The organism is Collinsella aerofaciens (assembly GCF_040915545.1).
Lineage (GTDB): Bacteria > Actinomycetota > Coriobacteriia > Coriobacteriales > Coriobacteriaceae > Collinsella > Collinsella aerofaciens_BE.
Window position 1 is genome coordinate 1 of the sequence record NZ_JBCPDH010000007.1, and the last position, 22,206, is coordinate 22,206.

The 22,206-nt window shown below is 59.5% G+C and carries 21 protein-coding genes and 1 riboswitch; of the genes, 8 read left to right on the plus strand and 13 right to left on the minus strand.

The features are described from left to right. Positions 1 to 414: 414 nt before the first annotated feature. The 3 genes from AB5202_RS03770 to AB5202_RS03780 all read left to right on the plus strand — a co-directional run bounded on the left by AB5202_RS03770 (position 415) and on the right by AB5202_RS03780 (position 3,690). Positions 415 to 987, plus strand: a complete 573-nt coding sequence (locus AB5202_RS03770; protein ID WP_118260341.1) for a hypothetical protein — start codon at positions 415 to 417, stop codon at positions 985 to 987. 212 nt (positions 988 to 1,199) lie between these two features. Further along, positions 1,200 to 2,951, plus strand: a complete 1,752-nt coding sequence (locus AB5202_RS03775) for an ABC transporter ATP-binding protein (RefSeq protein ID WP_368147482.1) — start codon at positions 1,200 to 1,202, stop codon at positions 2,949 to 2,951. Beyond that, positions 2,944 to 3,690, plus strand: coding sequence for an energy-coupling factor transporter transmembrane component T family protein (locus AB5202_RS03780; RefSeq protein ID WP_368143619.1), 747 nt, complete (start codon positions 2,944 to 2,946; stop codon positions 3,688 to 3,690). The genes AB5202_RS03775 and AB5202_RS03780 overlap by 8 nt, the downstream gene beginning before the upstream one ends. A gap of 125 nt (positions 3,691 to 3,815) precedes the next feature. Here the strand turns inward: AB5202_RS03780 and AB5202_RS03785 are convergent, their stop codons facing one another. Together AB5202_RS03785 and AB5202_RS03790 are read right to left on the minus strand one after the other, a co-directional pair. Then, entirely contained in the window at positions 3,816 to 4,562 is a 747-nt protein-coding gene (locus AB5202_RS03785) for an aspartate/glutamate racemase family protein (protein WP_368143618.1), read from the minus strand. 84 nt (positions 4,563 to 4,646) lie between these two features. Further along, complete coding sequence (locus tag AB5202_RS03790; RefSeq protein WP_368143617.1) at positions 4,647 to 5,903, minus strand: carboxylate--amine ligase; 1,257 nt, start codon at positions 5,901 to 5,903, stop codon at positions 4,647 to 4,649. Between the two features lie 232 nt (positions 5,904 to 6,135). On the opposite strand from AB5202_RS03790, the gene AB5202_RS03795 reads away from it, so the two are divergent. Then, a complete protein-coding gene (locus AB5202_RS03795) occupies positions 6,136 to 6,768 on the plus strand; it encodes an MOSC domain-containing protein (RefSeq protein ID WP_368143616.1) in 633 nt (210 codons plus the stop codon). Positions 6,769 to 7,002: 234 nt separating this feature from the next. Next, a complete protein-coding gene (locus AB5202_RS03800) occupies positions 7,003 to 8,136 on the plus strand; it encodes a coiled-coil domain-containing protein (protein ID WP_196022755.1) in 1,134 nt (377 codons plus the stop codon). A gap of 37 nt (positions 8,137 to 8,173) precedes the next feature. Here the strand turns inward: AB5202_RS03800 and AB5202_RS03805 are convergent, their stop codons facing one another. From AB5202_RS03805 to AB5202_RS03835, 7 genes are all read right to left on the minus strand, one after another. Beyond that, a complete protein-coding gene (locus tag AB5202_RS03805) occupies positions 8,174 to 9,553 on the minus strand; it encodes a serine/threonine protein kinase (protein ID WP_196022754.1) in 1,380 nt (459 codons plus the stop codon). Positions 9,554 to 9,651: 98 nt separating this feature from the next. Further along, a complete protein-coding gene (locus AB5202_RS03810) occupies positions 9,652 to 10,074 on the minus strand; it encodes a hypothetical protein (RefSeq protein WP_006234330.1) in 423 nt (140 codons plus the stop codon). Positions 10,075 to 10,106: 32 nt separating this feature from the next. Then, a complete protein-coding gene (locus tag AB5202_RS03815; RefSeq protein ID WP_006234331.1) occupies positions 10,107 to 10,550 on the minus strand; it encodes an FxLYD domain-containing protein in 444 nt (147 codons plus the stop codon). A gap of 164 nt (positions 10,551 to 10,714) precedes the next feature. After that, positions 10,715 to 10,984 (minus strand): hypothetical protein, encoded by a 270-nt coding sequence (locus tag AB5202_RS03820; protein WP_368143615.1) that lies wholly within the window; start codon positions 10,982 to 10,984, stop codon positions 10,715 to 10,717. An 83-nt stretch (positions 10,985 to 11,067) separates the two neighbouring features. Then, entirely contained in the window at positions 11,068 to 11,409 is a 342-nt protein-coding gene (locus AB5202_RS03825; protein WP_050766086.1) for a HigA family addiction module antitoxin, read from the minus strand. After that, positions 11,381 to 11,662: a type II toxin-antitoxin system RelE/ParE family toxin gene (locus AB5202_RS03830; protein ID WP_368143614.1), complete on the minus strand. Its 282-nt coding sequence runs from the start codon at positions 11,660 to 11,662 to the stop codon at positions 11,381 to 11,383. The genes AB5202_RS03825 and AB5202_RS03830 overlap by 29 nt, the downstream gene beginning before the upstream one ends. Before the next feature lie 102 nt (positions 11,663 to 11,764). Beyond that, complete coding sequence (locus AB5202_RS03835; protein ID WP_138112137.1) at positions 11,765 to 12,952, minus strand: N-acetyldiaminopimelate deacetylase; 1,188 nt, start codon at positions 12,950 to 12,952, stop codon at positions 11,765 to 11,767. 144 nt (positions 12,953 to 13,096) lie between these two features. After that, positions 13,097 to 13,265: riboswitch (Lysine riboswitch) on the plus strand. Between the two features lie 65 nt (positions 13,266 to 13,330). Here AB5202_RS03835 and dapA point away from each other — a divergent pair. From dapA to dapD, 3 genes are read left to right on the plus strand one after another with little or no spacing between them, the layout of a single operon-like run. Continuing rightward, the gene (gene dapA / locus AB5202_RS03840; RefSeq protein ID WP_368143613.1) at positions 13,331 to 15,640 is read left to right on the plus strand and encodes a 4-hydroxy-tetrahydrodipicolinate synthase; all 2,310 of its coding nucleotides are present in this window, start codon (positions 13,331 to 13,333) and stop codon (positions 15,638 to 15,640) included. Further along, on the plus strand, positions 15,633 to 16,373 hold the full coding sequence (dapB, locus tag AB5202_RS03845; RefSeq protein WP_172544914.1) for a 4-hydroxy-tetrahydrodipicolinate reductase: 741 nt from the start codon (positions 15,633 to 15,635) through the stop codon (positions 16,371 to 16,373). The genes dapA and dapB overlap by 8 nt, the downstream gene beginning before the upstream one ends. Before the next feature lie 39 nt (positions 16,374 to 16,412). Beyond that, positions 16,413 to 17,132, plus strand: a complete 720-nt coding sequence (gene dapD / locus AB5202_RS03850; protein ID WP_006234339.1) for a 2,3,4,5-tetrahydropyridine-2,6-dicarboxylate N-acetyltransferase — start codon at positions 16,413 to 16,415, stop codon at positions 17,130 to 17,132. Positions 17,133 to 17,385: 253 nt separating this feature from the next. Here the strand turns inward: dapD and AB5202_RS03855 are convergent, their stop codons facing one another. The 4 genes from AB5202_RS03855 to AB5202_RS03870 all read right to left on the minus strand — a co-directional run bounded on the left by AB5202_RS03855 (position 17,386) and on the right by AB5202_RS03870 (position 22,106). Then, positions 17,386 to 18,390 (minus strand): nucleoid-associated protein, encoded by a 1,005-nt coding sequence (locus tag AB5202_RS03855; protein WP_368143612.1) that lies wholly within the window; start codon positions 18,388 to 18,390, stop codon positions 17,386 to 17,388. Positions 18,391 to 18,501: 111 nt separating this feature from the next. Beyond that, entirely contained in the window at positions 18,502 to 19,662 is a 1,161-nt protein-coding gene (locus tag AB5202_RS03860; protein WP_006234342.1) for a DUF2974 domain-containing protein, read from the minus strand. 128 nt (positions 19,663 to 19,790) lie between these two features. Continuing rightward, the gene (locus tag AB5202_RS03865; protein WP_006234343.1) at positions 19,791 to 20,741 is read right to left on the minus strand and encodes an L-lactate dehydrogenase; all 951 of its coding nucleotides are present in this window, start codon (positions 20,739 to 20,741) and stop codon (positions 19,791 to 19,793) included. Between the two features lie 201 nt (positions 20,742 to 20,942). Then, positions 20,943 to 22,106, minus strand: coding sequence for a pyridoxal phosphate-dependent aminotransferase (locus AB5202_RS03870; protein ID WP_006234344.1), 1,164 nt, complete (start codon positions 22,104 to 22,106; stop codon positions 20,943 to 20,945). Positions 22,107 to 22,206 lie beyond the last annotated feature (100 nt).

A 22,206-nucleotide genomic window follows, 5' to 3' on the forward strand; every position in this document is an offset into this window, starting at 1 on the left:
CGGATTCGCGCCTCAGGACTCAGCGCAACGCGTTGCGCTGAGTCCTGAGGCTGTTGCAATGAAAATGAGAATCAAGGGACGGGAAACCCGCCTGAAATCTTTTCAAAAAAGATTTCCCCGCACACACTTTGCTGTGCTATAGTGCAGCGCAACAGCAACTAGGTGCGACCGCGCCACGGCATCACGAAAGGAGCCACCAACATGAAGAACACAATGAAGTCTCTCAACAACTGGTGGTGGCGTGATGCGAATACGATCGGTCGACAGTGAGTCCCTCACGCCTGTTTTTGCGCTCTAGGTGATTGGAAGGCCTCCGGTTTCGACCGGGGGCCTTTTTCTATCTCGAGCCCGATCGCATTCGCATCACGCGCCTCCGCTTTTCTCTTGCACTCCCATTCCGAAAGGATTTTCACCATGTCTCAGAACACCACCGCCACCCAGCCCCGCACCGTCCAGACCGCCGACCGTGGCAAACTCGATGTCCGCGCCCTCGTCCTGCTTGCCATCCTGCTCGCCGCCGGCTTCATCCTCAACTTCACCGTCGGCAAGGCCATCTCGGGCATCTCGGGCGGCATGATCAGCCCCGAGTTCATCATCTCGGCCTTCTGCCTCACCATCCTGGTCGTTCGCCCCAACATCGGCCAGGCGCTCGTCATTGGCCTTATCTCGGCTGCCGTGATCCAGATCACCACCACTTCGCCGTTCGTTGATTTTGCCGCCGAGGGCATCGCCGCCATGCTCATGGCCGGCATCGTCAACGCCGCCGGCAAGAACGGTCAAGTCAAGCCCGCCATCGCCATTGTCGCAACCTTCCTGACCACCTTTGTCTCCGGCGTCATCTTCATGGTCATCAAGATGGCCATGCTCGGCGTGGTAGGCGAGCTCGCCGCCGCCATGCTGCCCGTCGTTGCCATGACCGCCGTCTTTAACGCCATTCTGGTCGGCGCCCTCTACTTGCCCATCCAGAAGGCCCTGAGGCTCAACTAACCCGCTCGGCTTTACGAGCCACCCCATCTTGGCGTTCATTCGTCGCTCGCGTACCCAAGTACGCTTCACTCCTCTTTCGCGCCAGCCTGGGGTCCCTCGTAAAGCCGTCTCCGTGCTTCACCACCAAAGACTGTCCCAAACAACTAGCTCTTGGGGACGTTCTTAAACGACTAGTCATGTAAGAACGTCCCCAATGACTATGAAAGGTATCCATGGAAACGATCATCAACGTCGACGATGTCTCGTTCTCCTATGGCACGCAGACCGAGCAGGCGCTCAGCCACATCTCGCTCAGCGTGAACAAGGGAGATTTCATCGGCATCATCGGGCCCTCAGGCGCCGGCAAGTCCACGCTTGCCGCCTGCCTGTCGGGTGCCGTGCCCCACCACTACACCGGCGCGTTCTTTGGGTCCGTCATGGTTGACGGCCATGACACCTGCGAGGTCTCGCTGACCGACGTGTCACAGATCGTCGGCAGCGTGCTGCAGGATATCGACACGCAGATGGTCGCCTCGGTCGTCGAGGACGAGATGCTCTTTGGCCTCGAGAACTTTGGCGTTCCCCACGACCAGATCGAGCAGCGCGTGAGCGAAACGCTCGAGACCGTCGGCATCAGCGACCTGCGCGACCGCGAGATCGCCACCCTCTCGGGCGGACAGAAGCAAAAGGTGGCCATCGCCGCCATCCTCGCCATGCGTCCGCGTGTCTTGGTTCTCGACGAGCCCACCGCGGCACTCGACCCCGCCAGCTCCACGCTGGTCTTCGAGACGCTGCGTGAGGCAAACCGCACACTTGGAATCACCATCGTCGTCGTTGAGCAAAAGGTCGCCCTGCTCTCGGAGTACTGCAACCGCGTGCTCGTGCTCAACCATGGCGAAATCGCGCTGCAGGGCGAGCCACACGAGGTCTTCGCGCATACCGACGAGCTCCGTGCCATCGGCGTCGACTGCCCTCGCGTCACGCGTATCTTCAATAGCCTCGAGGCCGATGGCCTGGTAAGCGGTACCCCCTGCTTGGATGTCGATGAGGCCGAGCGCCTGATTTCGGGCATCGTCGACCCCGCACACGCGGCTATCGAAGCCCAGGCGCCCGCCGGTTCCCCGCATGCACCGTCGTTGCGTCCTCATGCCAAGGACGCCGAACCCGTACTCACCTTCGACCATGTTGAGTTTGCCTATCCCAATGGTGGCGCCGCCGTACACGACCTTAGCCTGACGCTCTATCCTGGCGAGCTCGTGGGCATCGTCGGCCAAAACGGCGCCGGCAAGACTACGCTCACCAAGCTGCTCATGGGCCTGCTTAAGCCTTCCTCGGGCAGCGTACGCGTTACGGGCCTGGACACTGCCGCGGTCCCCACGAGCCGTATCGCCCGCGAGGTCGCGACCCTCTTCCAAAACCCCGACCGCCAGATCTGCAAGGACACCGTGCTCGACGAGGTCGCCTTTGGCTTGGAACTGGGCGGCATGGACCGCGCCGAGGCCCTGCGTCGCGCCCAGCTGGTCATCGATCGCTTTGGCTTGCCGGCCGACGAGGCGCCCTTCTCGCTTTCGCGCGGCCAGCGACAAATGGTGGCGCTTGCCTCCGTCGTAGTGGTTGAGCCCAAGATCGTCGTGCTCGACGAGCCCACGAGCGGCCTTGACTACCGCGAGTGCATGACCGTCATGGAAACCGTGCGCACCATGGCCGAGCGCGGCTGCGCCGTTATCATGGTCTGCCACGACATGGAAGTTGTCTCCGACTTTGCCGAGCGCATCGTGGTAATGGCCGACGGCCGCATCCTCGACCGCGGCCGCACGCACGAGCTATTCTCGAACATCGATCTCATGCAGCGTGCCTACGTTGAGCCGCCCCAGGTCATCGAACTCTCGCGCCGTCTGGCATCTTCCGTCTCGCCCGCTTTTGCGCAGGTGAGCGAGGTCACCGATGTCGTTCGAATTACCAAGGAGATGGTCCACCGTGGTTAACGTCATCGACTACATGCCGGGTGACACGCTGCTGCATCGCCTGAACCCCGTCGTCAAACTGGGCCTCGCCGCCGCCATCATCGTCGGCATCTTCTTGTCCGACGCCTACGAGGCGCTGCTGGGCTTTTTGGCACTCACCCTTGCGCTGGGTGCCTATGCCGGCGTCGTCGACCGTCTGTTCTCGCTGCTCAAGTTGCTGATTCCGCTCGCGCTTATCATGCTGGTGCTCCAGCTGGCCTTTATGCGCGATGGCAACGTGGTGTGGGGCTTTATCACCGACACGGGCCTCATCACAGGATCGAAGGCCTGCCTGCGCCTGCTGGGTGTGGCGTTACCGCTCATCCTCATGCTCATGGTGACCAAGCTCAACGACCTTGCCAACGCCTGCGTCGAGGTGCTGCACGTGCCGTATCGCTATGCCTTCACCTTTACCACGGCGCTGCGCTTTGTGCCGGTGTTTGGTCAGGAGATGAACGCCATCATGGAGGCGCAGACCGCACGCGGCGTCGAGTACGACACCAAGAACCCCATCAAGAAGCTTAAGCTCATGCTGCCACTGTGTGTGCCACTGCTCATCTCGAGCGTGGGCAAGACCGATGCCACAGCCTTGGCGGCAGAACAGCGCGGCTTCTATCTGCGTACGCGCACCAGCTCGTACAAGCGCTACCCCATCAAGGGCCTGGACATCGCCGTGCTCATCGTCAGCATCGCCCTCATCGCCATCGGCTTCCTGTTCTAGTTCACCACCGACAGCAACCGCCCAACGCAAAAGGCCTCGGCTCGCACCAAACGAGCCGGGGCCTTTACTGTTTCACCAGATAAAACCTACCAAAATAAACCTGTCCCTTTTTGGCGGGTCGGAAGCTAGAGGCGGTAGGGAGCGCCGCTACGGATGATGGATTCACGCACCAGGACGTCCATGGCGTCGAGGGTGATCTCGGGCATCTCTCGGTACTTCTGCAGCACCGATAGCTCGGTGCAGGCCAGAATGACGCGGTCGCAGCCGCTACGGGCGAACTCCCACATCACGCGGTCGAACTTATCCATATCGGGCTCACGTCCGGCCTTCACATCATCGTAGATAAGCGACATCACATCGTTCTGACGTTTCTCGCTGGGATAGACGACCTCAACACCCGCAGCCTTACATTCGCGGCCGTAGACGCCCGCGCCCACGGTGCCATCGGTGCCCATGATGCCGATCTTGCGCACCGGCTCGGCCGGCATACTCAGGTTGGGGTCGAACTCGCACTCCCCCATCACCGCGCCGGCCAGAGCATAGCGCACCGACTCACGCGGCATGTGGATAATCGGCACCTTCGTAAACGACTGGATCTGGTCATAGAAGTAGTGTGACGTGTTGCAGGGAATGGCAATGTGTGCACAGCCCAGCGACTCGAGTGCCTGGGCGCACTCTTTCATGGTCGCCAGCAGTTTGGCATGCTCGCCGGTCTTAATGGCCAGCGTGCGGTCGGGCATGGTCGACTTGGAGAGTACCACCATGTCGATATGTTCCTGATCGCAGGCAGCAGCCGTATGACGCACCACCTGGTCGTAGTAATACGACGTGGCCTCGGCGCCCATGCCGCCGATAACTCCCAGCTTTTCCATCGCCGCCTCCTTGGTGACGCTTGCGCAATTGCGCGTATCATACCCGCGCCCGCCCGATGCAAACCGGACGGGCGCCGCGCTCATCTACTTGTAATACGTCTTGAACAGCTTAAAGTGGCGCAGCTTGGTGTGCCACATGCGCAGCCAGCGGTTAAAGACAAAGTCGCCCTTCATAAACGAAGGGTCGGCGCCCTTGCCTTCCTTGTCCAGGCGATGCACCTTAGCGCGCAGCTCGGGATCCTTGACGTACTTGTCGACGACGCCCATGGGGACGACCATCCACAGGGCCTCGTCCTGAGCCGTCACAAACTCCGGCTCAAACGGACGGTTGAACACATACTCGTCCACCACATACTTGGCAACGTTAAAGCCGCTGTTGGTAACGTAGTAGTTGCTGCGGCCCTGGCGCGTGTTGAAATCGAAGAACTTAATCGAGCCGTCGCGCTCGTCGTACTTTACGTCAAAGTTGGAATAGCCCACAAAGTGAAGGTCCTCGAGCAACTTGCGCACGCCGCCCATGAGCTCGTCGTTGGGCTCGGTAATGATACAGGCATGGTTGCCGACACCGTGGGGCTGATGCTCCTCGAGCAGCACATGGCCCAGGCACATCATGCGGACCTTACCGTTGCGGTCGGAATAGCTGGTGAGCACGCGCATGTACTCGTCGTTGCCGGGCACGCGATCCTGCAAGATCAGGTCGTCGGTGTAGCCGCTGGCATACGAATCGCGAATGACCTGTTCCAGCTCGGCGCGGTCGGCAATCTCATAGGCCTTCTTCTGGCCCTCGAACTCATGCTGCCACCACATGATGCCATCAGAAGGCTTCAGAATCATCGGGTAGGGAAAATCGATCTGGTCGAGCACTTCGGCAGGCGCCTCACCCTGGGCATTGAGCATCGCCTTGGTAAAGGTAAACGTGTGCGGATAGGGCACGCCATGCTTCTCGCACAGCTCGTAGAAGATCTCCTTCTTCTGGCACTGCTCGAGCATGCTGTAGGGCGCGTAGGGAGCGACGATGTTATCCGCCAGCTCATGGGCATCCTTGGCCTGAGCCACGAGGGCAACATAGTTATCGCCACAGCCCACAAGGACAATCGTCTTATCGGCATGCGCTTGGGCAATGCCGTTGACGGTTTTGAGCATCACGGGCATGGTGTCGATATCCACGTTGGGCGTGTAGTCGATAATCTGGCTGCGGTACGCGGGACCCGTCTGATACTTGCCAAAGACCAGACTCTTGACCTGGTACTCCTCGTAGAAGGCACGCGCCACCGAATAGGCGTTGATGTCGCCACCAAGCAGCACGGGAATGAACTCGCGCTCTGTAAATTGCAATGCCATGGAAACTTCCTATCATGAACTGCCCACACAACGGGCGGTCTTTGCGCAACTGATTTATTCTAGCGTGCCAAGCCGCCGGCGCCCAAAGCTCCACCGTATCTATGGCAATCAACGTAATTGTCCAGCACGAAGGCCAGCACGAAGACGGCGCTCACCGTTGTATGACAATGGGCAATGAACCTACCATTGTTGTAGGATTCAACATGTTGCCCGCCCCGTCGAAAGGTGCACCGTGCCCCAGGCTCATCCGATCAACAACCCCATCATTGACGCCGCCAAGCGCGAACTTGCGGATCGTGCCCAGACGGCAGTTCCCCTACGCACCGCAAACGATGCTTACAACGGGCCTGCCCGCATCGTCTCAATCAACACGTCGGCGCACAAGGGCACGCGCAAGTCGCCCGTCGCCGATGGACACGACACCGTTATAGAGCAATTTGGCCTCGCCACCGATGCGCACGCCGGGCATTGGCACCGCCAGGTCTCTTTTTTAGCCGCGGAGTCCATCCAGACGGCGCAGGCACGCGGGCTCGACGTACACGAGGGTGACTTTGGGGAGAACTTCACAACCCGGGGCATCAACCTGCTCTCGCTCCCCTTGGGCACGCAGCTCAAGCTTGGCAGCGAGGTGCTTGTCGAAATCAGCCAAATCGGCAAGGCCTGCCACACACGCTGCGCCATCTACTATCTCGCCGGCGACTGCATCTTTCCCCACGAGGGCGTTTTCGGCGTGGTACTAAAGGGCGGAGAGGTCTACGCCGGCGACGATATCCAGGTAATCAAACTCGGCGACGGCACCTGTTCGTTCACCCCCGCCGAGGCCCTCGAAGAGATTGAGCAGGCTCGCCAGAAGGGCACGCTGTAGTTATAAAACCCCACGTTGAGATGGCTTTTACAGCCCAAAACTCCTCTCAAACAGGGCTCTGTAACGTTAAAGTTGAACTCTATGGTTTCTCAACAATTCATCATAACTGCAGGTCAAAGCCAAAGCCTCAAGTTCAACTTGACCCTTTGGGACCTTTAAGGTTCAAGTTGAGGTCGAAAGCAGTAGTAGAATACCGTTCGAACCATAACCTACGATTGATTGCAGAGGGACTGGATGCAGCATTCGAATCATCGCACCGCAGCGCTCATTGCGTCGAAGCCGGCTCGTATCATCACGAGCGCCGCGCTCGCCGTTGCGCTGACGGCCACGCCGATGCTCTCCCCCGTTGCGGCGTATGCCGCCTCGCAGGCAACGCAGGACCAGCTTTCCGCAGCCCAGCAGAAGATCGAAGCCGCCACGAGCGCCTACAACGACGCCCGCACCAAACTCGATGACCTGCAAAAGCAGATTGACTCTAATGAGGCAAGCATCGAGGAAATCGAGGCCAAGCTTCCCGAGCAGCAGGCCAAGGCAAGCTCCGCCATGCGCGATCTGTACAAGTATCAGAAGGGCACCAATCCCATCGTGAGCTTCCTGGTCAACGCACAGAGCCTGGGTGAGTTCATCACGACCTGCAAATACACCAACCAGATCACGAGCTCGAGCGTCGACGAGATCGAACAGCTCAATAACATGCAAACCGAACTCGAGCAGAACAAGGCTGAGCTCCAGCAGGCCAAGTCTCAGCTTGAGGCAGAGCAGAAAAACGCCGAGGATGCGCTGGCACAGGCCCAGCAGCTCCGCAGCGAGGCACAGGCAAAAGCCGAGCAGGAAAATGCCGCCGAGCTTGCCAAGCTTGAGGCCGATAAGGCCGCTGCCGCCGAGAAGCTCTCGGGCGAGGGCGTAAGCGGCAGCAATTCCAGCAGCCAGGCCACCAACACCAACACCACCATCGACACCACGGTGAACAGCTCCAATACTGGTAGCTCCGATTACGATTCGTTCATTAATGAGTGGACAGGCCGCATCGACAATTATCTCGCCGGCTCCCCCATGGCAGGCCAGGGCTATAACTTTGCCGTCGCCGCTTGGAATACCGGTGTCGACCCCCGTTGGTCCCCCGCCATCGCCTGCATCGAGAGCACCAAGGGTGCTTATTGCGCCAATTCTTACAACGCCTGGGGCTGGAGTGCCCGCGGCGGCGGTTGGCGCAGCTTTGGCAGCTGGAGCGAGGGCATCTCCGCCCACGTTGCCTATCTGGGCGCCAACTACGGCTCCACCCTTACCCCGGCTGCGGCCAAAAAGTACTGCCCGCCCACGTGGCAGGACTGGTACAACAAAGTCGCCGCTCAAATGAACCGCATCTAAGTGCAACTGCAAGGGGCCCCAACGGGGCCCCTTTCTTTTAGGTAGCGGAGGTATCGACGACGCCGGTCGCATTGGCAACCGCGACTATGACGATCATGCATAGGAGCAGCACACCCAATGCCTTGAGCCAGAGTTTCGCGAGTTTCTTGCCGCGATAGCTGTCGAGCAGCGCGAATCGCCGACGAAGACGGCGCTTATCGAGCAGCGCAAAATGCATAAGCACCATAAGGCCATCGACAAAGAAAAAATACTCGATTATGAGAAGCCACGTCGGGTAGCTTTGGTTTGCTCCGGTGGGATGAAAGACGGCAAAGTGACTTCCGGCAAAGAACACAAGCAGCGAGAAGCAGACGAGCGTATTCCAAATGCGCCCCAGAGACTCCGGAACGCGAGAGAGCAGACCGCATGCAGCGGAGGCGGCAGGGCCAGGAGGCCCTGCGGGGTTCTGGAGCCCTTGGGGCGTCAACACCGTCTCCGAGGCCGAAGTACGGACAGGCGCAGGCGCAGAAGGCCGCACGGGGCGACTCAGATCGTATGCCGCGCGCGTCGCCCGTCCCAACGCTTCCGCGCTCGCAAAACGCTTGGCCGGGTCGAGCGCCATCGACATGCAGACGGCATCGGCAAGTGAAGTGGGAATGCCGCGCGCCTCGCATTGCTCGCGCATGTCGAGCCCTGGCTTGGGGTCGACTCCCGTCAAGCAGAAGAACAACAGGGCGCCAAGTGCGTAGACGTCGCTTCGCACGCTCGTCTGCCCAAACCCATACTGCTCGGGCGGCGCATAGGGCCGTGTCCCAAACTTGACGGTGTCGGCATCGGCGCCATCGCGCCATACGCGCGCGATCCCCAAGTCGATAATCACCAGCGATGAAAATGTCAGGCCGTCATTAGGCGTATAGTTGGCACCTGTCACGATGATATTCGACGGCTTGAGGTCGCGATGGATCTCCGGCGCCGACGTCTCCCCCGCCATTGCAAAACCGGCATGGAGCTCACCCACGGCGTCGCAAAGGGCAGGATACAATTCACGCGCATAATCGGGGGTGGCTCCCAGACGGTCCACCAGCGCCCCGAGCGTCTCCCCTTCGATGTATTCCATAACCACGTTGAGCTCGTCGCCCACACGACGACAATCGACGATTCTGGGCAGGTGCTCAAAACGCCTGCCTGCCCGCTGAGCGGCAAACAGACGCTCGTATGCCCCGCCGATTTGAGCCGAAGCATCGATGCGTTTACGGACAAAGGGGCCGAGCGAACCACCGCCGGTTCCTTCAAAGTACACGAGCTCGGTTGCTTCAACGGACGAGCGCTTAAGTACACGCTCCACGCGATAGCTGTCGTCGCGATCGAGCGACGCCAGGTGCTCGGCAAGCGCTGCGGTCAGCTCGTCATCGGAATATGTTGGGCTCTGAGTATCCATAGCCTCCATCATAGCGCAGGGCGCAGACACCCCATGGCATCCGCGCCCCGTTCGTTTGCATCGTTGTTCGACAGCTCTACCGGCTCAGATATCAGCCGCTAACTCACCGTCTCCTCGCCAAAGCGATACAGTTCCTCGTTGACCTTTTGGAGACTGCACCCGCGATCGATGCAAAAGATGATAATCGCATCGCGGCGGTCCTTGCAGTTAAGGACGCTTACCCCGGCAGCCGTCAGCGCACGGTTGGTCTCTTTGAGCGTCAGCGCCATCGCAAAGGCAATCTGCAGCACCTTATTGCGACTCGGATGACGCGCACCGGTAAAGATCTGATAGCCAAAGGTCTCATTGAGATCAGCCATACGGACCACGCGCGAGCGCTCCAAGCCCTTTTCCTGCAGTAGCTGCTTCAGGTAGTCCGAAAGCGACGGGGCGGCAAAGTCGTGCTCCCTGATATAGCCATCGATGTTCGGCGCATCGAGAAGCTCATTGAGCAACTCCTCGGTCAGCTTTTTATCGGACATACGACTTCACCTCCCCCAGTGCATGCAACATGCTAGAAACCGCTTACGTCCGAACGCTCCCAGCTAGCAACCTGGTCGGGAGACACCGTACCCAGCGCCTCGAACTTCCAGGAGCCGCCCGCCTTCAGATGATTGGTGTTTGCAAGAGCCGTTCCAACCTGGTTGCCATCGGCATCATACAGAACATATTCAATCTGAATGTAGCTCTTTTCCTTGTCCGTGTTATTGGTCAGGGTGCCCGTGATCTTATAGGTAAACTGATTGGAAGTGTCTTCAGCCTCGTCAGCAATGGTATACGGTTCTTGCGGTTCTTTTTGCTCCTCAGCCTGCCGTGTCGTCTCGGCAGGTTTTGCCGAATCGCTCGCAGACGAATCGGTTGAGTTGCCGCCCATAGAGCCCACGGCACCGACAATAACCAGCACCACGATGATGCCTAGGACAATCTTGCCGATTGGCTTCTTTCCCTCTTTTGCCATTATTCATCCTTCCTACGATCCGGCTACCGTGCCGGTACACAGCACATCGTAGGAAGAATTGAACTTGAATTCATTAGCTGAGAGCTAAGGCTGCGGTAAACGACCAATGCAGTTATCCAAACGCCGAGCAAACGCACTGCGCGCGACCGTCTGCTGGCAGTGCATCAACCCACCGTGACGGATTCCCCGGTAAAGGCACTGATCATCAACAGGACAAAGAAAACAAGGTAGCTGGCACTCAGCAGGTACGCAATGATCAGAAAGACGACCCAGCCGACATTGGTTTTACCGTCGACACGGCGTTGCTCGTGATTGCGGCAGAGCCAAATCGTCACGCCGATGGCAGTGATAAACAGCACGAGCGCCGCCGCGGCAAGCCCGGCAAGCGCAAACATCACGCCAATGCTCACGGCAATAACCGGAAGCAGCAGCAAACCGCACCCGCATCCACCCGGACTATATACGGCAGACTGTCGGCGTCGCCTCATCGCCGCGCCACCCCCATCATCTTTGAGCACTACAGTGCGATAGCCTGCTGAACAGGAACGATCTTGTCGAGTTCCGGTTCGATCCGCCTTTTCTCGGCCTCAAGGTCAAACGCCACCTGAGCGCGCAGCCAATAACCATCCGTCAGGCCAAAATAACGGCAAAGACGGAGGTCGGTGTCGGCCGTCACGCGACGTTTTCCCAAGACAATCTGCCCGATACGCTGAGCCGGAATCCCAGTCTCTTTCGCAAGGCGATATTGAGAAATGCCCATGGGAACAAGAAACTCCTCTTTGAGAAGCTCACCAGGAGTCACCGGCGACAGCAAATCGGCCGAAGTCTCATCACTTGTGATAATCGACGATTTCGACATTCCAAGCCATCTCCTGTCTCCACTCAAAACAGACCCGATAGCGCTCGTTAACACGGATGCTATATTGACCGGCACGATCGCCCTTCAAAGCTTCCAGGCGGTTGCCCGGTGGAACGCGAAGATCATCAAGCGAAGCACAAACCTGCAGTTGGCGAATCTTCCTCAACGCAACATGCTCAAAGGGCACGAACCTCCTGACCCGCACACCCATGGCAAAGCGTTCGGTATCCTCATCTTTATACGATGCAATCATAGTATCGCCTTACGTTAGTAACGTCAAACGTTTCTATAGACTTACATCTCTATTATATCGTACGTTTGTTCGTGTTTTCTAGAACAAATAGTCCTTTGCGCCTTAGTCAAGCAAAAGCAATCGTTTGTAGACATCGAGGCCTTTGAGAAGAATCTCCTCGTCAAAGAGCATGGTATCGGTATGCAGAGCGCTCATCGCATAGGCTGGGCAGTCATCAGCGTCGATCGGGTTTTCTTGTCCTTCTGGCACGCCCGTGCCCAGCAAGAAGAACACGCCCGGCAGATGGCGCTGATAGAAAGCAAAGTCCTCGGCAATTAACAGCGGCTCGTCCACAAGTTGCAGCTCGGGCAAGGCAGGCGCAATGTGGGCAAACAACTCGGGGTCGTTATCGACTGGCGGATAGCCCTCGGCAAAGTCGAGATCGTACGTACAGCCCGTTGCGGTGCACGCCTCGTCGAGCGCACGGCGTACGCCCTCGCGCGCACGGTCGAACATGGCGTCCGTAAACACACGCAAGCTACCGGCAACATGGGCCTCCCCCGCCACCGCATTGCAGACGGTGCCGGCCTGCAGCAGGCCAAACTTACCGATGCAGGGCTCATCGGCACCCAGCTCGTCCATCAGCTCGCGCTCGGCAACCAGGAACTTTGCCGCCGCCAGCGCTGCGTCATGTGATTCCTCGACTGGAACGCCGTAGGTCTTGGCGATATGGATGCTCGTGCCATGGATATGAATGTGCGTCTCGCTCGAGCGCGCCAGCAGCGGACCGGGACAGCTCGCCAGCGTACCGGCAGGAAGATCGGGCCACACGTGAAAGCCAAAGATGCGGTCGACCCCGTAGCGCTCGAACACGCCGCTCTCGCATACCGTCTTAGCGCCACCGGTTGTTTCCTCGGCCGGCTGGAACACAAAAAGCACGTTGCGCTTAATAACGCCCGGCTGCTCACGAATCGTACGGTCGACAAAAGTTGCCGCCGCGAGGGCCATAGCCATGTGCCCGTCGTGGCCGCACGCGTGCATCTTGCCGGGATGCGTCGAGGCAAAAGCGGCGCCCGTCGTCTCCGCAATAGGCAACGCATCCATATCGGCACGAATCGCCGTGGCATGCGAGGCACCCGTGCCAGCGTCGAAGAAAGCGCACACGCAACTAGGGCACGGATGGATCACCTCGCAGGCAAGCGGAGCGAGCACGCCCTCGATATAGGCGATAGTTTGCGGAAGATCGAAGTCGAGCTCCGGAATGCGATGCAGGTCGCGACGATAGCGACGGAGTTCTTGGAGCTCGGTCATAGAGAATCCCTTCGTGAGGCACATCTGTTGCAACTTATTGTGATACAGGATTGTGGCACACATGTTTCCAGCATATTGCTGCATTTTTTAAACGTTATATACGAATACTCTTGTTTGGTAAAGTGCAACGTGATAGGGTCTTTACCACTTGATAGAGGCGCGGGCACGAAGAGCCGCGGGCGAGTCGGCAGACTTTGACCCCGCGGGGAGGCGAAACCCGCCGAACTGGGTTTTTCGGGCACGAACAGCCTGGTGGGCCTGCGGGAAACACTCGCAGGACTGTCTGCAGCAATGCGGGAGCGCTATCCGGACATTGGGTCCACGCTATGCGGATTCGATGCGCAGATGGCGCCGTCTGGATAGCGAGGTTTACGGGACATGGCATTGACCCCCAACGAGGCATATGCGGCCAAGCAGCCGTTTGTGGACAAGGAGACACTCGAGCATATCGTCGAGCAGTTCCCCACGCCGTTTCATCTATACGACGAGGCGGGTATCCGCCGCAACATGCAAGAAGTGCGCGACGCCTTTGCGTGGAACCCGGGGTTTAAGGAGTACTTTGCCGTCAAGGCCAACCCCAACCCGGCCCTTATCTCAATTCTCAACGAATACGGCTGCGGCTGCGATTGCTCGAGCTATACCGAGCTCATGATCGCCCGCTCGCTGGGCATCACCGGCCATGACATCATGTTCTCGTCCAACGACACGCCGGCGGCAGACTTTGAGCTTGCCGACAAGCTGGGCGCCATCGTCAACTTCGACGATATCAGCCACATTGAGTTTTACGAGCGCGTCGCGGGACCCATCCCCAAGACGGTGAGCTGCCGTTTTAACCCGGGCGGCCTGTTCCAGCTTTCCAACGGCATTATGGACAACCCGGGCGATTCCAAGTACGGCATGACCACCGAGCAGCTCTTTGATGCCTTCCGCATGCTCAAGGCCAAGGGCGCCGAGGACTTTGGCATCCATGCCTTCCTTGCCAGCAACACCGTCACCAACGATTACTACCCCAAGCTCGCGCGAATCCTCTTTGAACTTGCCGTGCGCCTGGAGCGCGAGACCGGTGCACATGTCGCCTTTATCAATCTGTCCGGCGGTGTGGGTATCCCCTACCTGCCCGAGCAGCAGGCCAATGACATCCACGCCATCGGCGAGGGTGTACACGCGGCCTACGACGAGATCCTGGTTCCCGCCGGCATGGGCGATGTGGCGATCTGCACCGAGATGGGCCGCTTTATGATGGGCCCCTACGGGTGCCTGGTCACCAAGGCCATTCACGAAAAGCGGATCTACAAAGACTATATCGGCGTGGACGCAAGTGCCGTCGACCTCATTCGTCCTGCCATGTATGGCGCTTACCACCACGTTACAGTGATGGGCCAGCCGGGTGGCCCCGACAAGTCCGCAGCTCCCGTCACGAACACGTACGATATCACGGGCAACCTGTGCGAAAACAACGACAAGTTCGCCATCGACCGCGAGCTGCCGCATATCGACATGGGTGACCTGCTTGTAATCCACGATACCGGTGCGCATGGCTACTCCATGGGCTACAACTACAACGGACGTCTGCGCTCCGCCGAGGTCCTGCTGCGCCCCGATGGCGCGGCCGACCTCATCCGCCGCGCCGAGCGCCCGGGCGATTACTTTTCCACGCTCGACGTGCTGCCGTGCGGCCGAGAGCTGCTGGCCAAGTCGCGCGCCGAAAGCGCCCGCCGTCGCGCCCAAGACGAGCGCCTGGCAGTCGCAGCTCAATGGAACAAACGCATCCAGATCGCGGAGGCGAAGGAGAAGAACATGGACATCCGCAATCTCGAGGGCTCAATCGTCGCCCTGGTTACGCCGTTTAAAAAGGACGGCAGTGTCGACTTTGACGCGCTCGAGCGCCTTATCGATTTCCACTTGCAAAATGGCACCGACGCCATTCTCACCCTGGGCACCACCGGCGAGAGCGCCACGATGACCGATGACGAGGACAACTCCGTCGTCGCCGCCGTGGTCAAGCATGTTGCAGGACGCGTCCCCGTCATCGCCGGCTCAGGCTCCAACTCCACGCAGACCATGCTCACCAAGTCGCTTACTTACCAGGGCTTGGGAGCCGACGGCCTGCTGCTCATTACCCCCTACTACAACAAGTCCAACGAAGAGGGTATCTATCAGCACTTTAAGACCGTCGCCGATGCCGTTGACATCCCCTGCATCCTGTACAACATCCCCGGCCGCTGCGGCTGCGGTATCAGCGAGCGCAACGTAGAGCGCCTAGCCGCGCACCCCAACATCATGGGCATCAAGGAGGCCTCGGGCAACGTCGCCTACGCGGCCAAGATCGCCCACCTGCTGTCCGACGATTTCCGCATGTACTCGGGCGAGGATGCACTCACAGTGCCGCTCATGAGCCTGGGCGCTTCGGGCACCATCAGCGTGTGGGCCGACGTGCAGCCGCAGCTTGTACACGACATGTGCCGCGCTTATCTGGACGGCGACGTAGCGCGCGCCCGCGATATCCAGATTGCCGGCCAGCCGCTCATCAACGCCCTCTTTAGCGAGGTCAACCCCATCCCCGTCAAGGAAGCGCTCGCCCAGATGGGCATGATCGAGGCAAACCACCGTATGCCGCTGTGCCCCATGGCAGACGACACGCGAGCCGCACTTACCGATGCTCTGAAGGGAGCTGGTCTACTTGATTAAGACCGTCATTATGGGAACGGGCCGCATGGGCTCGCTCATCCGCACTACCGCCGAAGGCATTGTCGACGCCGCCGGGCAGCCCGTTTTTGATATCGTGGCCCAGATTGGCTTCGATTTGAGCGAGCTCGAGAACGCACCGGCTGCCGACGTCATCATCGACTTCTCGAACGTCGCGACCTTCGACGCCGTCGTCGCCTATGTCGAGCGCACGGGCGCGGCGTTGGTCTCAGGCACCACAGGCTACACCCCCGAGCAGATGGACCGCCTGCGTGAGCTGGGCCAGAACACCCGCGTTATGCACTCGGGCAATTACTCCATCGGTATCGCAGCCCTGCGCCATCTGGTAGCGCAGGCTACACGCGAGCTGCCCGGCTTTGACTGCGAAATCGTCGAGACGCACCACAACCAAAAGGTCGACGCCCCCAGCGGCACTGCCAAGCTGCTGCTCGACGCCGTCGTCGAAGCCGAGCCCGAGGCAGGCTACCACCCCGTCTATGGCCGCGAGGGCATGTGCGGAGCACGCGATCCCAAGGAAATCGGTATGCACTCGCTGCGCGGCGGCACCGTCGCCGGCGTGCACGAGGTGAGCTTCTTTGGCCAGGACGAGGAGGTCACGCTCACCCACCGCGCCACGAGCCGTCAGATCTTTGTCAACGGCGCCTTGGCAGCCGCGCAGAAGCTCGTCACCCGCGAACCCGGCTTCTATACGTTCGACAAGGTCATGTTTGCCTAACCAGGTATCAACCGAATCCACCCAAAGGAGAGATAGCAAATGAGCAACGCAGCCGAGATGGATGCACAGGAGATTATCAACTACATCGCCACCGCGCCCAAAAAGACGCCCGTCAAGCTGTACGTGCGCGAGAAGCCGGGCATGAAGGTTGCCTGGGGCGACGCACATGTCTACGGCGGCCGTCGCGGCAAGACCGTCTTTGGCGACTGGGACGAGCTCAAGACCATCCTGGACGCCAATGCCGATTCCATCGATTACTACGACGTTGAAAACGATTGCCGCAACTCCGCCGTGCCCATGCTCGACCTTAAGGGCATCAACGCCCGCATCGAGCCGGGCGCGATCATCCGCGACCGCGTCGAGATTGGCGACCGTGCCGTCATCATGATGGGCGCCATCATCAACATCGGCTCCGTTATCGGCGAGGGTTCCATGATCGATATGGGCGCCGTGCTGGGCGGTCGCGCCACCGTGGGCAAGAACTGCCACATCGGCGCCGGCACCGTGCTGGCAGGCGTTGTGGAGCCCGCCAGCGCCACGCCCGTCATCATCGAGGACGATGTCATGATCGGCGCAAACGCCGTGGTCCTGGAAGGCGTGCACGTGGGCAAGGGTGCTGTAGTTGCCGCCGGCGCCGTGTGCGTCGAGGACGTCCCCGCCGGCGCCGTCGTGGCCGGTGTCCCCGCCCGCGCCATCAAGATGCGCGACGAGAAGACCGACAGCAAGACCGGCCTGGAAGAGGGCCTGCGCCAGCTGTAGAAGTTACGCGGTTTTGCCAAACCGCGTAACGGCTCGACGCTGCAAACGCCCCTAAGCGGCAATCTGACGTTCAATCGTCGGTCGCGTACCGAAGTACGCTTCCCTCCTCTTTCACGTCACCTTGCTCGCTTAGGGGCGTTTTCGCTGACGTGAGCTCAACCTGCGGCGCAATGTCAGCAACCAAGCCGAAAACAAAAAAGGCCGAAGTCCCAAAAGGCTTCGGCCTTTGTTTTTTGCAACGTCCAAGAGCAGTTTATCGATTCTCAATACTTCCGATGTTCTTGAGCTCGATGGAGATGAGGCCGTTGGGCTCGTTGACAAACTCGATGTACTCAGAGTTCGAACCCATCTCGGCCGGGAAGCTGATCTCGATGCCCGTGTCGGTACGGATCTTGTGGTTGCGCACCGCCGCGCGTTCGACCTGCTTGCGCTCCACGGGCACACGCTCAGGCACCTTCTCCTCAGTCAGTGCCGCGCGCACGCTCTCCTTGATAACCGGCTCGTCCTCAAAGACCTCATCGACGATATCCCAAGGGGGCAGTTCCTCGTCATCCTCAACTTTCTCGGCAACAGCAGCCTTAACCTTGGCGAGTGCTACAGCCGTGTTGGCACCGTGCTCCTCGGCGACTTCCTCGACCACACGCGTCACGGTGTCGATGACCTCCTTGCCCGATACCCCCGTGTCGCACTGCAGCAGGCCATCGGGAATGAGCATGCGATCCTCGCCGGCAATCTTGCGCTTCTTATCCACATAGCCGATCTCCATGGTGCTTGCACGCACGATTGCATAGCTCGGCACCTTTTGCGAGGGATTCGGCAGAATGGCGTAGTGGCGCGCAATGTCGTTGCGCACCTCGCCCTCTTCGCGACCCACCTCGTGCATAAAAGCCTGCTTGGAGCCCAGCAGCATCACGGCAAACCAGCGGGCATCCTCATCGTCATCAAAGTCCGCCACAAGCACGTCAGTGGACTCGGCTTTCTCGGCCTTGGTAAGTTCGGAAGAGATGAACTCCGCAATCTGCTGAGACAGATCCACGAACTCACGCTCACCAAAGAAATAGCCCATGAGCTCGCCGCCGAATGCGGAGTTCTCGGCAAACGTGGCACGCTTGTTATCAGCCGAGGTACGAGCGCGCCGCAGGTGCGTGGTTACGAAATTACGCACGGTGCGGCTCTCGATATCGAGCTCGCGCTGGCTCATAACGTTGACGGCAGAGTCAAAGTCCAGGATATGCAGAATCGCGTGATTGATTTTCATATACGGCATTCCGTTCTAGATCGATTTCGGCACGAACCAGTATAGCGGTCGATCCCGCCCCAGGCGCATCGAAGATTGGTGCATCGGGGACAGGTTGCTTTGCACCAATGGTTAGCGCAGGAGCTCGGACTGCCAAGCCTCGAGCTGTTCTGCCAAGCTCTTGCCGGCAGCGGGCATGTCGATCTGGGGACGTTTGGGCAGAAGCGCACACTTAAGAATCGCAACGATAGTCTGCGAGACAAAGCGTCGCGTATCCTTGTCAAAGCCTTGCGCAGCCTGGAGCATCACGGGCAGGCTCTCGCGCAGATTCCCAGCGATATCCGCAAACCGCTCAGCACCCGTAGCCTCAAGCACGGAGAACAACGCATCTACAAAACGCTCGCGCTCGTTAGGCGACACCGCAAGCAGCATCTCGCGAATGGAGCCATCAACGTATCGAGCACCGGCGGACAGGCGCTCACAGTACACGAAGTCGCGACCATCAACCACCCAGCTAAAGGGATTATGCTGAAGCAGGCTGAACTCGGTGCTCTCAACGATGGCATAGTCCTCCTGTGTCTCGAACATCATGCCAAAGATCGACGACCGAGGTAGCGTCTTGTCGATTCGACCGGATAGATCGGCGAAGGCGTTGCCGCTCAGAAACTCCTCGACGAAGCCCGGACCATCATGGGAATACGCCCGTTCGATTCGCTCACGGGCGACATCGGGGCACATCGCCGCACCGTACACCGCAAGGTTTCCACCCTTGGAATGACCTCCGCACAAAAGCGGCCCGTCAATCGCATCCGCCGCCTCGTCTACATAACGCGCCGCGGATTCCTGGGCCGGCACAGGACACCGGAACGCCATGTTAAAGTCCTCTTTCCAGCCCACAATCGTGCTGTCGGTCCCCCGGAAGGCAAGATAGCTAAACCCCGCCGGAAATCGGAACGTCATGGCCGCAAACTGCTCCGTTGTCTCGGCATCACTCACGCTACGATAGCCGCAAACACGAACGCCACGGTAGCGAGGGCTTGCTGCCACAGCCTCCAACAGGGCACGACTCCCCTCCGGATCCCACAGGTCGCCAATCATGTCTTGGTAGCACTCGGCGCGCAGCAGCTCGCGTACGTCTAGGCCCTGCCAGTTCGTCAGCTCCGCCATATCACCCGGCAAACGCAAATAGGACAACCACGCAAAGACCAGGCTATCCACCGCGCAGAACGGCCGTTCCTCAAACGGATCAAACGCCGTCTGGGCATAGGTCAAAAAATTAGGCGAATCCGACATGGCCCTCCCATCAACTATGGTGCATTGGGGTGGTGCAAAGTAACCTGACCCCCCTCGCACTAAAAAGGCGCCCGGACCGTGTGGCCCGGACGCCTTTCATTGTAGCCTGTTGCCCAAACGAGCCGAATTTAGCAGGAGAAGTCGACGCTGTCGATGATGTCCTTGAGGGCCTTGGCGGAGGCGGTGAGCTCATGCTGCTCGTCATCGTTCAGCGGCACGGGGACGCGGCAGACGACGCCGTCGCGGCCAACGACCGTCGGCATGGAGATGGCCAGATCGGACAGGCCATACTCGCCCACCATGAGCGAGGAAACGGGCAGAACGGTCTGCTCATCACGCATAACAGCGGTGCAGATGCGCTTAACGGCCATGGCGACGCCGTAGTAGGTGGCGTGCTTCTTCTCGATGATGGTGTAGGCGGAGTTCTTAACGTCCTCGGCGATGCGCTTCTCGGCAGCCTCATGCTCCAGGTGGCCGTGAAGCTCGCAGAAGGTGTTCAGCGGCACGCCGGCAACCTGGGCGCTGGACCAAGCGACAAACTCGGAGTCGCCGTGCTCACCCATGACATAGGCCTGAACGTCGCGCGGGTCAACCTCGACGTGGGCACCAAGCATCTGCTGCAGACGGCCAGTGTCGAGCACGGTGCCGGAGCCGATGACATGGCCCTCGGGCAGGCCGGACATCTTGATGGCAGCATAGGTCAGAACATCAACCGGGTTGGAGACGATTAGCAGAATGCCGTCGAAGCCGGACTTCTTAATCTCGGGGATAATGGACTTAAAGATGTTGACGTTCTTGTTGACCAGGTCCAGGCGGGTCTCACCGGGCTTCTGGGCAGCGCCAGCGGTGACGACGATCATGGCGGCGTCGGCGACATCGGAATAATCGCCGGCGTAGATCTTCATCGGCTCGGCAAACGTCATGCCGTGCGCGATATCCAGAGCCTCACCCTCGGCGCGGTTCTTGTCCACGTCGATGAGGACCATCTCGGAGAACAGACCGCTCTGCATCAGAGCGAACGCCGAAGACGAACCGACGAAACCGCAGCCGACAATAGCGACCTTCTTCTCGTTAACCATTAGAAACTCCCATCTCTCTCCACAAACAAGCCGCCCGGGAACGACCCGAGCGGCTTGCCGTAATCCCAATACATCCAATCGGGACTTTGATTATGCTCCTATTCGCAGCCAAAAATCGACCGTTTACCGAAATTGTTTGCAGAATTCGTAAAATAACTGCACGAAATCGGTTTCGAGCTATTGACGAGTCGAAATAGGTTTCTAATACAGGCCCGCCTCGCGAATGGCCTCGACAGCCAAAGCGATCTGATCGGGCGGCAGGACCAGCGCCATGCGCACGTGCCCCTCGCCCGAAGGGCCAAAGCTCGCGCCCGGCGTCACCACAACGCCGGCCTTCTCCATGAGCTCCTCGCAAAACGCCATGGAATCGGTGCGACCACCGGGAAGCTTGGCCCACACAAACATAGAGCCATGCGCGTTGGGACGCTCCCAGCCCAGGCCCTCAAGACCGTCGCACAGGGCATCGCGGCGCTCCTGGTACTTCAGACGCTGCGCCTCGACCTCATCGCGCGGACCGTTCAGGCAGGCGATGGCGGCCTTCTGGATCGGGAAGAACATACCAAAGTCGATCTGGCCGCGCAGCTTGGCAAAGGCCGAGACCACATCCTCGCGACCGACCAAAAAGCCGATGCGGGCACCGGTGACGTTAAACGACTTGGAAAGCGAGAAGAACTCCACGCCCACCTCGAGCGCACCGGGATACTGCAAGAAGCTGCCGCCGGGCTCGCCGTCAAACACGATGTCGGAGTACGCGTTGTCATGAACGATCAACAGATCATGCTCGCGGGCAAAGGCGATAATCTCCTCGTAGACCTCGGGCGTGCCCACCGAGCCGACCGGGTTCGCGGGCAGCGACACGATCATATACTTGGCACGATCGGCCACCTCGGGATCGATACCCGCCACATAGGGTAGGTAATTATGCTCGGCAACCAGCGGATAGTATTCGAGCTTGGCATCGGCGATCTTGGCACCCGCCTCAAAGACCGGGTAGCACGGATCGGGAACCAGAATGGTGTCACCCGGATCGAGCAGGGCCAGGCCCAAATGGCCCACGCCCTCCTGCGTGCCGTTGCACGACTGCACCATAGACGGCGTAATGCCCGAAACGCCAAAGCGACGCTCATAGTAATCGCACACGGCTTGCTTGAGTTCGGGCAGGTCGCGCAGGGCATACTTCCACATCTCGGGATCTTGGGCTGCCTGCGTAAGTGCCTCGACCACGTGGTCGTACGGCTTAAAGTCGGGCGTGCCCACGCTCATGTTGTAAATGGTCTTGCCCTGAGCCTTCAGCGCGAGAAGCTTGTTGTTGAGCGAGGCGAAGACCTCCGCGCCAAAGCGGTCGAGACGCTGCGATGCCTGCATGGTGCCACCTTTCGATATAAAAAACGCGGCGCTCCGACAAGAGCGCCGCGCGATACGGGCCATCAGATTGCAAAAGTGTAACGCTTGCAACCCCCGTATT

What these genes read in the sequence shown, in the direction of transcription:
- dapA (WP_368143613.1), top strand. Translation starts at nt 13,331, where the DNA reads ATGGCATTGACCCCCAACGAGGCATATGCGGCCAAGCAGCCGTTTGTG.
- dapD (WP_006234339.1), top strand. Translation starts at nt 16,413, where the DNA reads ATGAGCAACGCAGCCGAGATGGATGCACAGGAGATTATCAACTACATC.
- AB5202_RS03785 (WP_368143618.1), bottom strand. Translation starts at nt 4,562, where the DNA reads ATGGAAAAGCTGGGAGTTATCGGCGGCATGGGCGCCGAGGCCACGTCG.
- AB5202_RS03865 (WP_006234343.1), bottom strand. Translation starts at nt 20,741, where the DNA reads ATGGTTAACGAGAAGAAGGTCGCTATTGTCGGCTGCGGTTTCGTCGGT.
- AB5202_RS03790 (WP_368143617.1), bottom strand. Translation starts at nt 5,903, where the DNA reads ATGGCATTGCAATTTACAGAGCGCGAGTTCATTCCCGTGCTGCTTGGT.
- AB5202_RS03775 (WP_368147482.1), top strand. Translation starts at nt 1,200, where the DNA reads ATGGAAACGATCATCAACGTCGACGATGTCTCGTTCTCCTATGGCACG.
- AB5202_RS03810 (WP_006234330.1), bottom strand. Translation starts at nt 10,074, where the DNA reads ATGTCCGATAAAAAGCTGACCGAGGAGTTGCTCAATGAGCTTCTCGAT.
- AB5202_RS03835 (WP_138112137.1), bottom strand. Translation starts at nt 12,952, where the DNA reads ATGACCGAGCTCCAAGAACTCCGTCGCTATCGTCGCGACCTGCATCGC.
- AB5202_RS03805 (WP_196022754.1), bottom strand. Translation starts at nt 9,553, where the DNA reads ATGGATACTCAGAGCCCAACATATTCCGATGACGAGCTGACCGCAGCG.
- AB5202_RS03870 (WP_006234344.1), bottom strand. Translation starts at nt 22,106, where the DNA reads ATGCAGGCATCGCAGCGTCTCGACCGCTTTGGCGCGGAGGTCTTCGCC.
- AB5202_RS03770 (WP_118260341.1), top strand. Translation starts at nt 415, where the DNA reads ATGTCTCAGAACACCACCGCCACCCAGCCCCGCACCGTCCAGACCGCC.
- AB5202_RS03855 (WP_368143612.1), bottom strand. Translation starts at nt 18,390, where the DNA reads ATGAAAATCAATCACGCGATTCTGCATATCCTGGACTTTGACTCTGCC.
- AB5202_RS03825 (WP_050766086.1), bottom strand. Translation starts at nt 11,409, where the DNA reads ATGTCGAAATCGTCGATTATCACAAGTGATGAGACTTCGGCCGATTTG.
- AB5202_RS03800 (WP_196022755.1), top strand. Translation starts at nt 7,003, where the DNA reads ATGCAGCATTCGAATCATCGCACCGCAGCGCTCATTGCGTCGAAGCCG.
- AB5202_RS03815 (WP_006234331.1), bottom strand. Translation starts at nt 10,550, where the DNA reads ATGGCAAAAGAGGGAAAGAAGCCAATCGGCAAGATTGTCCTAGGCATC.
- AB5202_RS03830 (WP_368143614.1), bottom strand. Translation starts at nt 11,662, where the DNA reads ATGATTGCATCGTATAAAGATGAGGATACCGAACGCTTTGCCATGGGT.
- AB5202_RS03860 (WP_006234342.1), bottom strand. Translation starts at nt 19,662, where the DNA reads ATGTCGGATTCGCCTAATTTTTTGACCTATGCCCAGACGGCGTTTGAT.